This is a genomic window from Streptomyces sp. NPDC018693 (genome assembly GCF_044391385.1).
Lineage (GTDB): Bacteria > Actinomycetota > Actinomycetes > Streptomycetales > Streptomycetaceae > Streptomyces.
Genome location: NZ_JBIRZZ010000003.1, coordinates 763,196 through 775,321 on the forward strand (window position 1 = coordinate 763,196; position 12,126 = coordinate 775,321).

Annotated in this window: 9 protein-coding genes; 2 read left to right on the top strand and 7 right to left on the bottom strand. The window is 74.4% G+C overall.

The genetic code is table 11. The features are described 5' to 3' along the window. Positions 1-55: 55 nt before the first annotated feature. From ACH5AC_RS11910 to ACH5AC_RS11940, 7 genes are all read right to left on the bottom strand, one after another. A complete protein-coding gene (locus ACH5AC_RS11910; RefSeq protein WP_398861577.1) occupies positions 56-1,312 on the bottom strand; it encodes a hypothetical protein in 1,257 nt (418 codons plus the stop codon). Between the two features lie 390 nt (positions 1,313-1,702). Continuing rightward, on the bottom strand, positions 1,703-2,404 hold the full coding sequence (locus ACH5AC_RS11915; protein ID WP_398861578.1) for an ANTAR domain-containing response regulator: 702 nt from the start codon (positions 2,402-2,404) through the stop codon (positions 1,703-1,705). 92 nt (positions 2,405-2,496) lie between these two features. Then, positions 2,497-3,534 carry a rod shape-determining protein gene (locus tag ACH5AC_RS11920; RefSeq protein ID WP_398861579.1) on the bottom strand — a complete coding sequence of 346 codons (1,038 nt, stop codon included), beginning with the start codon at positions 3,532-3,534 and terminating at the stop codon, positions 2,497-2,499. Positions 3,535-3,663: 129 nt separating this feature from the next. Further along, on the bottom strand, positions 3,664-8,028 hold the full coding sequence (locus ACH5AC_RS11925) for an SAV_2336 N-terminal domain-related protein (RefSeq protein WP_398861580.1): 4,365 nt from the start codon (positions 8,026-8,028) through the stop codon (positions 3,664-3,666). Continuing rightward, complete coding sequence (locus ACH5AC_RS11930; protein ID WP_398861581.1) at positions 8,018-9,052, bottom strand: AAA family ATPase; 1,035 nt, start codon at positions 9,050-9,052, stop codon at positions 8,018-8,020. Before ACH5AC_RS11930 ends, ACH5AC_RS11925 begins: the two co-directional genes overlap by 11 nt. Positions 9,053-9,091: 39 nt before the next feature. After that, positions 9,092-10,813: a trypsin-like peptidase domain-containing protein gene (locus ACH5AC_RS11935; protein WP_398861582.1), complete on the bottom strand. Its 1,722-nt coding sequence runs from the start codon at positions 10,811-10,813 to the stop codon at positions 9,092-9,094. After that, the gene (locus ACH5AC_RS11940) at positions 10,810-11,241 is read right to left on the bottom strand and encodes a CU044_2847 family protein (RefSeq protein WP_398861583.1); all 432 of its coding nucleotides are present in this window, start codon (positions 11,239-11,241) and stop codon (positions 10,810-10,812) included. Before ACH5AC_RS11940 ends, ACH5AC_RS11935 begins: the two co-directional genes overlap by 4 nt. Positions 11,242-11,398: 157 nt before the next feature. Between ACH5AC_RS11940 and ACH5AC_RS11945 the strand changes: the two genes are divergently transcribed. Further along, on the top strand, positions 11,399-11,545 hold the full coding sequence (locus tag ACH5AC_RS11945; RefSeq protein ID WP_398861584.1) for a hypothetical protein: 147 nt from the start codon (positions 11,399-11,401) through the stop codon (positions 11,543-11,545). Positions 11,546-11,734: 189 nt separating this feature from the next. Beyond that, positions 11,735-12,001 carry a hypothetical protein gene (locus ACH5AC_RS11950; protein WP_398861585.1) on the top strand — a complete coding sequence of 89 codons (267 nt, stop codon included), beginning with the start codon at positions 11,735-11,737 and terminating at the stop codon, positions 11,999-12,001. Positions 12,002-12,126 lie beyond the last annotated feature (125 nt).

A 12,126-nucleotide genomic window follows, 5' to 3' on the forward strand; every position in this document is an offset into this window, starting at 1 on the left:
TCGGACTCGCCGTGACCGGCCCCCTCTCGCGTCTCCCGCCGCCTCGCGCGCCGCGCTACGCGACCGTCCGCCGGTCCGCCACCTGCTCGCCCACCGCCGGCCGGTCGTACCGTGGGGGACGTCCGGGACCGGCGGGAAGTTCCTCGGCGGGGGGCTCCCCGGCGGGGCGCCGCCACCGGCGCGGCGGATGGGCCCGCAGCGCCTGCGAGACCCCGTACAGCACATTGACGGTGATGACGGCCGGACCGACGGTGGCTGCGGTCCCGGGGAAGTCCCGCTCCAGGGTGAGGGCGATGAGCACGGCCGTGATGCCGTTCTGCTGGCCGAGGCCCAGCTCGATCCGGTCGGTGCGCGCCAGCCCCCGCACGAACAGCGGCATCACCACCAGGGCCACCACGGCCTGCGCCCCGAACGCCGCCACACCCAGGACGAACCCCGGCCACCACGCCACCCCGTGCGCCAGCAGCAGGCCGAGCGCCGAGAACGCGGCGAGGTACGCGCCGCCGACCGCACGGTCGACCGCCCTGCCGAGGAACACGGAGCGCACCACCAGCCCGGCCAGCGCCACCGCCGGCATCAGCTGCTGCGCCGCCGCCAGCACCAGCATCGTCACGATCAGCAGCACCGCCGCCGTGCCCGTCGCCCGCCGGCCCGACGGGGTGTCGGGCAGCCGGGAGGTGACCCGCCGCCCCACGAACCACAGCAGCAGCACGCCGAGGAGGAGAGCCGCGTTGAGGCCGAGCCCCGTGAGATAGCCGCCCGCGCCGCCGGCCGCCGCCTCGGGCGTGCCCTCGCCGCCCGACGCCGTGTAGGCGGCGCCCGCCAGATACAGCGTCAGCAGCACGGTCATCGGATCGTCGAACGACGCCCACGCCGTCAGCAGCGACTGGGCGCGCGGCGACATCCGCCCGTTGCGCCCCAGGGCGGCCACGGACAGCGGGTCGATCTGCGCCACCGCGATCCCCAGCACCAGGGCCTCCGGCCTGCGGAAGACCAGCAGCATCACCCCGGTGATCAGCGCGGCCTTCAGGACCACCCCCAGGGTGACGGCCGCCACCACTCCGCTCAGGTCGGCGCGCAGCGCCTTCAGATCGATCCCGTACGTGCTGCCGTACAGGCCGACCGCGAGGAGCAGTCCGGCGCCGAACACATAGGCGCCGGAGTCCACCAGCGCCGAGGTGTCCGCGATGCCCGTGACGCCCAGGAGCAGCCCGCACACCGTGCCGGCGGCCAGCGCGCCCGCGCCGGCGAGCACCAGGCGGGGCACCGCCTGCAGCGGCCGCCGTAAGCGGGCGCGTCCTGGTGTCGCCATCGTCCGGTCTCCCCCTCCGTCACGGTCCGCACGGTGTCCGGCACGGCCCAGGACGCCCGCGCGCACGCGGCACCGCGCGGCCGCCGCGGGTCATCGCCCCGGGGCAGGTGAATCGTAGGGGTCGGGCACGCCGCGCCGGAAGCCGGACACCGGCCTGTTCGTACGAGAGTTGACGTCTCGTCGGCCCACCTGGCCCACACGGTCGCGCGGCCGGCCCCGTTGCCGTACCGCCTTGCCTTCACGATGCCCGTCCGGACCCGCCGCCGAACACCGCATGGCGTCAACCGGCGGCATTCCGATCGTTCCTGACCGCTTGTCGGTGACGTGGGAGAGCACATGGCGGCGCACATGGGGCGGCACTGCGCGGTGGCATGCGCGGGCGGCCGTTTCTCACCGGTGACGCGCGATCGCTGTGCGCAGGGCCGCCCGCACCTCCGGCGGCGGTGCGGGGCCGGTCGCACTGCCGGTGATGGCGGCGGCGACCGTGCGCAGCTTGGTGTTGGACAGCTGGGACGCCTCGCGGAGGATGTCCCACGCCTCGTCCGGGGTGCAGGAGTGGACGGCCATCAGCACGCCGCGCGCCTGGTCGATCACCGGGCGGGAGGCCATCGCCTGGCGCAGCTGTTCGACCTCCTGGCGCAGGCCGTGGAGCTGTTCCGCGCGCTCCAGGGCCACGGCCGAGGGCAGCGGGCCCGGCCCACGGGGCTCGGCCGCCTCCGGGGCGGAGTGCAGCGGGTCCCTGGTGTCCAGACCGGCGAGCTCCAGGATGCGGCGCGGCTGCCCCGTCCAGTGCGTGGCCGCGACCGGCACCGCCGAGCGGTGGCCGTAGGCGTCCAGCGCCTCCAGGAACTGCAGCCCGGCCGTGTCCATGAACACCACGCCCGCCATGTCCAGCTCCACCCTGCGGGTACTCGCCGGCAGCGACGCCAGCTCCTGGTCCAGCACCCGCGCACAGCCGTGGACCAGCTCGCCCCGCGCCGTGAGCACCGCCCGGCCGGCGTTCACCCGGCCGTCGATGACCAGCGGGTCCTCTCCTGCTCTGAGCCGTCCTTCCTCCACCGGGGTCTGCCACCGCCTCACTGTTGACGACATTGCCGTACGACACGCCCGCACGCTCTCTGGTGCGCCTGCCCCGCACGCCGTCGTCGTACACCGTCAGCCGTTCGGCTTTCCGGTATGAGGGGTCAGGCGCCCAGCGGATCCAGCTCCAGCGGCTGGATGCGGCCCTCCAGCATGGCGCCGAGGCCCTGGGCGGCACAGATGTCGGGGCGTTCGGCGATGTGCACCGGCATGCCGGTGGCCTGGCGCAGCATCTGGTCGAAGCCGGGCAGCAGGGCCGAGCCGCCGACCATCATGATCCCGCGGTCGGCGAGGTCGGCGACCAGGTCCGGCGGGCAGTCCCGCAGCACCTTGCCGATGCCGTCGAGCACGGCGGTCAGCGGGGTCTGGATGGCGTCCCGTACTGCGGCGGTGTCGACCTGCACGGAACGGGCGAGGCCGGTGGCGACGTCCCGGCCGTGGATCTCCGTGGACGCCGGCCCGTGCGGGGTGAGGCCGTTGCCGGACAGGGCGAGCTGCAGCGGCCGTACGGACTGGCTGGGCAGCATCAACTCGTGTTCGTGGCGCAGGTGCTGCACGATCGCGTGGTCGACCGCCTCGCCGCCCACCGGGATGCGTTCGGCGGTGACGATGGAACCGAGGGAGAGCACGGCGACCTGCGTCGCGGCGGCCCCGCACACCAGGACCATGGTCGCTTCGGGGCGTTCCACGGGCAGTCCGCAGCCGACGGCGGCGGCGATGAGAGTGTCGACGAGTTCGACGCGCCGCGCGCCGAGCCCGACGAGGGTCTCGATGGCCGCCCGCTGGGCCAGCGGGTCGGCGTCGTGCGGGGTGCAGGCGGCGGCGCGCAGCCGGGGCTTGCGGCGCAGCTGGCGGCGGACCTTGTCGCCGAGGAGGTGGCGCAGCATGCGCTGGGCCATCTCGATGTCGACGACCGTGCCGCCGGAGACCGGCCGCACGACCCGGATGTAGTGCGGGGTGCGGCCCGTCATCCTCTCGGCGAACTCACCGACCGCGATCAGCGCGCCGGTGCGGGTGTTCACCGCGGCGGCGGACGGCTGGTCGACGACCAGCCCGGCGCCCTTCACATACACCCGCGTTCTCGCCGCACCCAGGTCGACGGCGAAATGGCAGCGGCGCAGCTGCTCCAGGCTGGCGGTCATGGGCGGGTCCTCCCGAGAAGCAGACCGTGGGCCGCCGGGCGGTCGGCCTCCTTCGCATCATGCGAGGGCGGCGGGAGGGACGCCTTTTCGGATGGGCCGGGCGGGGTGCCGCTGAACGGGCGTTCTTGTTCACAGGGTGCGGGCGACCTCCAGCAGCGGTGCCAGCGAACGGACCGTCACCTCACAGCCCGCCGCACGCAGGTCCTGCTCGACCGTCGGATTGCGGGCCAGCCCCACGAAGTCCAGACCGAGCCGCTCCGCCGCGCTCAGCTCGGCGACCGTGGTGCCGATCAGGACGGCGGGTCCGGCGGCCTCGGCGAGGGCGCGCCGCAGACAGTCGGGGTTCGGCATGAGGAGGTTCAGGTCGTCGGCGCGGCCGTGCACACCGGACAGCCGCAGCCGGTAGGACTCCAGATAGCGGTGGACGGCCTGCTCACAGACGTCCGTGGCGACGCACACCCGGCGCCCCGAACCGCGCAGGGTGCGGATCAGCGGAACGGCGAGGTGGGTGGCCGCGGCGTCCGGCACCGCGCGCAGCTCCAGCTCGTCGAGACGGCGGCGCAGGACCGGCCCGAGCGGTTCACGGGCGAAGACCCGCAGCACGTCAAGGGGGTGCACCAGCGACTCCCGCGCGGCCGCCGTCGCCAGCGGACGGCCTGTCAGCGCCTCCTGCGGGTCACGGTGCTCGGCGGCCAGCGCCAGCAGCTCCAGCGCGGCCGTCCGCGCGCTCGACGCCGTGAACAGCCGGACCATCGGCCCGTCGAAGCCGAACAGCACGGTCTCCGCCTCGGCGAGCAGCTCCGACGGGTGGCGGGGCGCGCCGCCCGGCCGGCGGACCTCCGGGGGCGGGGCGTACTCCGGGGCGAGCGTGATCGTGCAGGTCACCGCCAGGCCCGGGACGGGCCATCTGCCCAGTTCGGCACGGAGCGCGCGCTGGGCGCGGGCCGCGCGGCGCTGGGAATGGCGGTGGGTGACACGGGGGGCGGTCTCCGCGACGTGCGCGAAGAGGCGGTCGGCCACGTCCGCCGTCTCACCGCGCACGAACGCGACCGGGTCGGTGACCCGCCACGACAGCTCCACGGCGGCCGTGAAGTCTCCCTTGCCGGAGCTGGGGAGCGTCAGTCGGCGGGTGGCGCGGTGGGGGGTGAGGTCGACCTCGTAGTACGTGACCGGGCCACCGTGGGGCGCGGCCGGACCGAGCAGGGTCAGCGGGCCCTCGGGGCGGGTGTGGACGATCGCGGTCCGGCCGGGGGCGGGGATGCCGAGGCGGCCGAGGTCCTGGGTGACGGAGGGGCCCTTCACCAGGTCGCGGCGGTCGGTCGGCGGGCCCGGCCAGTACCAGGCGACGGGGGAGTGCGGACTGTCGCCGTACAGGGGGTGGAACCGGTGCGGGCCGGAGGCGGCGGAGCTGGCCGTGAAGGCGGCGTAGAGGGAGGGCGGCACGACGACCGTGACCAGGGCGCCGGTGTCCCCGACGGGCTGCTCCGACTCGAACACGACGCCGAGGCGCGGCGGCGCCGGGAGCGTGGACCAGTGGCCCGGCAACCAGCGCAGGGCCGCGACGAGGACCGGGAGCAGGGTGGCGTCGGGGGCGATGCGGACCAGGTACCCGTCGGGGCGGACGCGGATCTCGTACTGCTGAGCGGTGAGCGCGCCGCGGGAGAGGACCTGGTGGACGGCGTACTCGAGGGTGATGCGGGTCTCGGGGCGGGTGGCGAGGTCGGTGTCGGCCGTTATGCGGAGGGTGGCGGGCGGGGCGGCCTGGGCGAGGGCGGCCTCGATGTCCTGGCGCAGGGCGCGCAGGCGGGTGCGGGTTGCTTCGGCGAAGGGGCCGGGGATGCGGTGGAGGGGGTCGCCCTTGAAGAGCTTGAGGGCGGAGGTGAGCATTTTGCGCTTGCCTTCCGGATCTCGCGCCTTGAGGGTCGGGATCATCTCGCAGAGGAACGCGTCGACGTAGGCGGCCGGCGCGTACAGGGCGAAGCCGTCCTTGGCGGCGGCGATGGTGCCCGGGCCCAGGACGCGTGCCAGCCCCCGGGCCAGCGTCTCGATACGGTGCCTGGACTCCTCCTCGCCGGGCGGCCGCTCCCACAGGCCCGCGGCCAGCTCGGCGTAGGTCACCCGGCGGTCGCGACGGAGAACGAGCAGGCACAACAGGGCCCGCGCCTCGGGCGAGGTGATGTGCACAGGCTTGCCGTCGCGGCTGACGCTCAGCGGGCCGAGCACTTCGACGCGCAGCCCGTCGTCGTCCCGGGCCGAACGGAACCGGTCCGCGGTCGGGAAGGGCCCGTGCCGGACCTCCTCCAGCAGGTCCTCGAAGTCCGGCGGCGCCGAGATCTGCTCCGCCAGCTCCCGCAGCAGCCGGCGGAACCCGCGCAGGTCCGCCCCGGCGCTCTTGCCCTCGGACTCCTCACCCAGCGCCACCCGGCTGAGCATCACCGTGCCGTCGGGGCGCAGCAGCAGCCCGTCCCAGGAGCGCTGACCGCGTACCAACCCGTGGGTGTGCAGGGTCTCCAGGCCCGCCGTACCGTCACACACCAGTCGGGCCAGGACCGGGAAGGACACATCCGGTCCGCTTCCGTCCAGCAGCTCGGCCAGCGTCACCCCTTCGGTGAACTCGGCGACCAGGTAAGGGGTTTCCCCCTGGAAACCGAAGTCCAGGAGCCGCAGCACATGGGGAGAGTCGATCCGCTGGAGCGCGTCCGCCTCCCTCAGGAACCGCTCCGGTGGCACGCCCTGCTCGGGATACAGGTGGACGACGACCCGCTCACCGCTCTGCGTGTCCACCGCCTGCCACACCCGCCGGCCCGGCCCCCGCCGTCCCTCCAGCCGATACCGCCCGGCGAACAGTGGGGACCCGGCGCCGGCATCCGGCCCGGGCACGGCCTCCGCCGGGTCCCCGCCCAGCCGCCGTACCGTCTCCTCCCGCACTGTCGCGAACGCGTCGTCCCCGCCGGTCCGGGCCCGGAACTCACCGGCCGCCAGCCCCGCCCGCTCGTCGATCAGCCCGCCCACCCGGGCGAGGAACTCCCGCGTCCGGCCACGCGCCGTGCGCGGCAGCGTCCGCAGCAACAACTCACGTACTCCTGGCCGGAACTCGTACGACCCCGGCGGCCCGGGTACGGCCGTGAGCATGCCGCTGAGGATGACCTCGGCCAGATGCTGCGGGCGCGGATCGCGGTCGACCGTGCGCTGCACCAGACGCATCACCGGCACCGACGGCACCGCCAGCGCCAGATGACCGGCCAGCCGGAACGCCTCCGGGGACGCGGTGGCGCGGAACCGCAGCACCAGCTCCTGCGCGGAGGCGGCCGCGAGGTCGGGGGCGAACTCGGCCGGACCCAGCGGCGCCGTCGGCAGCCAGGCCGCCGCGCCCGGCAGCCGGCCGCCGCCCGGATCGGCCAGCAGGGAGGCCCAGTTGGCGAGCCAGGGCGCGCCCGGCTCCAGCACCGGGAGGGGGACGGCGGCGCGGGGCCGGGGCGCGCTGTCCGGGTCGTACGGGGTGAAGGTCAGGGTGGCGGTGGGGGCCGCCGCGGCCGGGGGTGAGAGGAGGCCCGGTTCGGCGGGGAGGGCGGTGGTGTCCCACAGGTGCTCGGGGAGCGGCTGTACGACGGCCAGCGGCATCCTCGACGCCCAGTGCCGCAGGGTCGAGTACCAGAGGGTGCCCGCCGGGCCCGGGCGCCACTGCGGGCCCATGCAGTCGCTGACGACCAGCGTGGCCGTACGGCCGTCCGCCGGGACCGGGACCTGACGGGCGTGGCCGTCGGGGCCGGCCGGGTGCAGGGTGACCGTGCGGAAGATGCCGGACTGGGCGAGGGTGGTGTGCAGTTCGCGCACCAGTGGCCGCCAGACCGGCATGGTCGGGCCCGTGTCGTGCACCAGGGCGAGGCGCAGCCAGCGGTCGTGTGCCGGGCGCAGCACCGGCAGCCAGACGTCCGGGTGGGCGCCGAGGCGGGCGATGCGGTCGGCGGTGGCCCGCTCGTCCAGCAGCCGGGCGCGCGGCGCGGGCACCCTCCGCTTCAGGGGGCGCAGGGCGCGCTGCAGGGCGAGCGGGTGGTGCAGCATCGGCGGGGCGGGCGCCAGGACGGGTGGGCTCGCGGGGCCCGTGGCCGGGTGCGGCGCGGAGGGCTGCCGGGGGGACTCGGGCAGATGCAGGGGAACCCGGGGAGTACCGGGCTGCTGGGCGGACGGGCCAGGAACAGGCGGCTCGGCTGCACGGGGCTGCTCCTGCCGGCCGACGGAGGCGCCCGCAGCCTCGGACCCGGCGGCCCCTCCGGCACTTCCCGCCCGCTCCGCTTCCTCCAACTGCCGGGCCAGCCACACCAGTTCCGCCATCTCCCGCGGAGTGGGCACAGCCTCCGGCCCCGCCCCGGCAGCCTGCGCGGCAGCCCCCAGAACCTCCGCGAGACGGGCCATGGCGTGGGCGGGTGCGGCGGTGGGGCTGGGGGTGCCCGGTTCGCCGTAGCCGTGGGAGTTGTTCGTTCCGTCAGAAGCCATCGCCGTCCGCCGTGGCGCTCAGGTAGGGCATGAGCTGTTCGGCCATGGCGTCGCGGGACTCCGCGTCCAGCCCCGCCACCCCCGTCAGGTAAATGGCGTTCAGCAGCTGATCCGTGGCCAGTTCGCCGCCCTTCGCCCGGTCCAGGAACCGTTCGATCAGGGGTTCCGCCGCGTCTGCCGGGGTCCCCAGGTGCGCGTGGACGATCTCCGTGAGCTGGGTGCGGTCGGGGCGCAGCAGCTGGAGTCGGACGCAGCGGCGCAGGAAGGCGGGCGGGAACTCGCGCTCGCCGTTGCTCGTCAGGACGACAAAGGGGAAGGCACGGCAGCGTACCCGGCCGCGGGTGACCGCGACCGGCGTGTCCGCGCCGTCCGCCAGCACCTCCGCCGTGTCGTCGTCGCCCTGCGCCGAGTGCCGTGCGGAACGCAGCAGTTCGGGGATCTCGTACTGGCCCTCCTCCAGGACGTTCAGGAGGTCGTTCGGCAGGTCCAGGTCGCTCTTGTCGATCTCGTCGACGAGCAGGACGCGCGGGCGTTCGTAGGGGAGCAGGGCGGTGCCCAGGGGGCCGAGGCGCAGATGGTCCTCGACGTCGCTGCGCAGGGGCTCCTGGTCCCTGCCCCACGCCCGCTGCCTGGCCGCGTACAGCCGCGACAGCGGGTCGTACTGGTACAGCCCGTCCGCCAGCGTGCTGCGGCTGGTGATGTTCCAACGCAGGACGGGGCCCAGTTGCAGCTCGCGCGCCACCGCGTACGCCAGTGATGACTTGCCGGTGCCGGGCGGGCCCGTGACGAGGAGCGGGCGGCGCAGCACGAGGGCCGCGTTGACGAGCTGCACGCTCTCCGGCGTGGCGACGTACGCGCGGGCGCGGTGGATGCGGTCGGGGGAGACGGCCGCCTCGTCGTCGGCGTGCCCGGGCGCGGGCACGACGGGCGCGCCGTCGAAGGCCCGCCAGGGCGGCGGCTCGGGCAGGCGGACGATGCCGTCGTGCGGCTCGCTGTTCCCGGTGTAGACGGACCACTGCGGCATGGGGGGACTCCGGTCTCGCTTCCAGTTCTCGTACGGTGCTCAGGCCACCGGCGATCGCGCGGGCGCCGTCGTCTGGGCGTGGGGGTCGGTGAACACCCGGGGATCGTCCCAGAGGAGCTGGATGTCACGCGCCCAGTGCTGCTCCTCCGCGTCGGCCTCCAGGCGCAACTCCCAGATGGACCGGGGGAGTTCGGCGGGCGTGCGGCGGGTCAGGCAGGCGTCCAGCTCGTCCAGGAACTCCTTGCCCGCGCAGCCGTCCCCGCCCGTGCACGGCTCCTCGTGCGGCCCGTCGCCGCAGCCGCCGCGCGACCAGACGACGAGCGGAGCGGGCGTGGTGAGCGAGGTGGTGAAGTGGGACCTGGTGGGGACGGCGGAGGGGGTGGCCGCGAAGCTCACCACGCAGGGGTCGGACTGGAGCAGCCGTGCCCGCAGCTTGCCGACCGGCTCGGCGGTGCCGCACTCCACGCGGTGCATCCGCGCGCCGGGCTGCCCGTCGAGCATCAGCCACGCCTTGGTGAGCAGATGCCGTGTGCTGGCCCTGCGCCGCGCCTGTGCGGTCACGACCAGCGGGTACCGGCAGCCCAGCGGGGTCGCGTCGTCGGGCCCCAGTTCCCAGCGGTCCACGGGCAGGTCGATCCAGTCGCCGGGCAGCGCGAAGGCGATCAACTCGTCGGAGCCGGGCGTCAGATAGTCGAAGGCCGCCTCGATACGGTCCTGGACGTAGGCGCGCAGGCCGGACTGCGGGACGGTGTCCGCGTCGACCGGGTGCCGGCGGCCCCCGCTGTACGCGGACACCTCCACCCGCACCAGACCGTCGCCCGCCCCGCTGTGCTGGAGGTCGACCAGGATCGGCGACCAGTCGGGGGCCACGGCGGGCTCGGCCAAGGCGGGCGGCTCGGCCCAGGCGGTGACCAGGGCCTCCAGACGGTCGGCGAAGGCGGTGACGGTCGCCGCCGCGTCCGGGCCGTCCAGCTCGCAGAGCACGAAGAAGGCCGCCGACCAGAGCGAGTCGAAGCCGTCCTCCGGCGGCTCCGGATCCCAGTCGCCCATCACCGCCCGATACAGCCGTACGGGATCGCAGTCGACGCCCGCGCGCACCGCCCGCTCGACCAGGTCGCGCAGCCTGGCCCGGTCGGCGCCGCGGTGACCGGTCGTGGGCACCAGGCCCTCCAGGTCGGGCCAGTAGCGGGTCATGACCTCGGTCGGCATCATCCGCCCGTTGCGCACGTCCCGCGCACCGGCGGCCGCGGTGACCATGCCGACGACCTCGCCGGTGTCCACGAGGGTGACCGCGGCGCCGCTGAAGCCCTGGGCGAGGGGGTGGCCGTCGAGCTGCCACGCCTCCAGCTGGATCCACTCCCGGCTGATCAACTGGTGGGCGGTGATCCGGCATTCGGCGAGGGTGCCCTCGTCGAAGCCGACCGGGAAGCCGTACACGAGCAGCTTGCGCGGGGCCGGACCGCCCGCCGCGCCCACGGGGGCCAGCGCGGCCGGCGTGATCGGCACCGCCCGCTCCAGCTCCAGGACGGCGAGGTCACCGAGGTCGGTCGGGGCGTCGGCCGCCCAGCCGCCGTGCGCGACCACCCGGGCCCGCAGCGACGGCAGGTCGGGGCGCTCGGTGAAGGTCACCGTCAGCGCGTCCGCCGGGCCTTCGTCCACGACGTGCGCGCAGGTCAGCACCGTGCGCGGGGTGACCAGGAAACCGGCGCCGGCCACGGCACCCGCGTACTCGATCCGGGCATGCCATTCGGCGCTCTTCATGAGGATGCGGACGACTCCCCGGCGGCCGGATCCGTCAGGGCGTCCCGGGCGGCGGCCGCCCAGATCGCGGCGTCCTCGGCGTCGTCCCCGCTCCCCGGCGACCAGCTCAGCCGGACCACCAGGTGGCCCTCCGCCGCGCCCTTGGCGATGATCGCGCCGGTCTCCGCCGACAGCTTCACCCCGAACTCGATCTCCACGCCGTCGGGCCGCAGCGAGCCGTCCCGGAAGACCCGCAGCGCCGACTCGGCCGCCGCACGCACCCCGTCCAGGGACTGCTCGAAGGTTCGGGTCGCCCGCGCCACGCCGTCACCCCGGGACGCCAGCCGGGACCCGGTGCGCTCGTCGCCGGTCTCGACGGTCACCATCACACCGTCCTCGGTCCTGAACTCCACCAGCCCGTCCACGGCGCCCCCGTCCTCCTGTGTCACTGTGCTCGCTCATTGTTGCGGACGGTGCCGGAAGTTGTCCTGTTTCCTTCTCCGCCGTACCCCGGCACGGGCGGAATCCCGCCACGACGCCTTCCCGCCGCGCCCGAGTCGCTACGGCAGGGCTCCACCGACGCCACCCCCCAGCCTGTATCGGGGCATGCCCTGCTCCGTGGTCTGCCGCGCCGAGGAGCATGCGACCGTCCTCGACTGCCCGTGCAGCAGCGGCAGGCCCGAGAAAATCGCGGCCCTCACCCTGTACGGGGTCGAGACGATCGACGGGTGGGCGGAGCAGGGCATCACCTGAAGGCGTGGGAGATCGAGACGGCCCGGTGGGGGTCGAAGGAGTCCTGACCCCGTACGACGAAGCCCCGTCAGTCCCAACTCGGGACGGCGGGGGCTTTCGCATGTTCGACCTATCGGACAGGGTCACTCGTTCGAGTGACGATGAAGGCAGTACGGACTCATCTCGCTGACCCGCAGAAGCGCGAGAAAGGTGCTGGTCACAGGCGTGCACGAAACCGGGAAATCGTTCGACTCCGGCGGCCCGGCAACGATCACGGCACCGACCCAACGACCGGCGTCCGCCGAAGGCTTGGAGACCCTCATGCCGTCGTACACCTACCACCTCACCGTGATCGCCGATCAGCCCATCGACCCCGAGACGGTCGCCGATGACATCATCGGGCAGCTTGGCGGCCTCACCGCCGACCACCCTGAGACCGGCGAACTGGTCGAGGTGGAGCTATACATCAGCGCCTGACATGACGAAGCCCCTCGCCGGCCGGATCGCTCCGGGGGCGAGGGGCTTTTCGTTTTTCTTAGAGCGCCCGGCAGTAGGCATGCTGAGTGCCCCATTGGGCGCCCTGGAGACCGAGCAGGCACGAG

Excerpts from the sequence above, each read along its gene's own strand:
- ACH5AC_RS11910 (WP_398861577.1), bottom strand. The coding sequence starts at position 1,312 with ATGGCGACACCAGGACGCGCCCGCTTACGGCGGCCGCTGCAGGCGGTG.
- ACH5AC_RS11915 (WP_398861578.1), bottom strand. The coding sequence starts at position 2,404 with ATGTCGTCAACAGTGAGGCGGTGGCAGACCCCGGTGGAGGAAGGACGG.
- ACH5AC_RS11920 (WP_398861579.1), bottom strand. The coding sequence starts at position 3,534 with ATGACCGCCAGCCTGGAGCAGCTGCGCCGCTGCCATTTCGCCGTCGAC.
- ACH5AC_RS11925 (WP_398861580.1), bottom strand. The coding sequence starts at position 8,028 with ATGGCTTCTGACGGAACGAACAACTCCCACGGCTACGGCGAACCGGGC.
- ACH5AC_RS11930 (WP_398861581.1), bottom strand. The coding sequence starts at position 9,052 with ATGCCGCAGTGGTCCGTCTACACCGGGAACAGCGAGCCGCACGACGGC.
- ACH5AC_RS11935 (WP_398861582.1), bottom strand. The coding sequence starts at position 10,813 with ATGAAGAGCGCCGAATGGCATGCCCGGATCGAGTACGCGGGTGCCGTG.
- ACH5AC_RS11945 (WP_398861584.1), top strand. The coding sequence starts at position 11,399 with ATGCCCTGCTCCGTGGTCTGCCGCGCCGAGGAGCATGCGACCGTCCTC.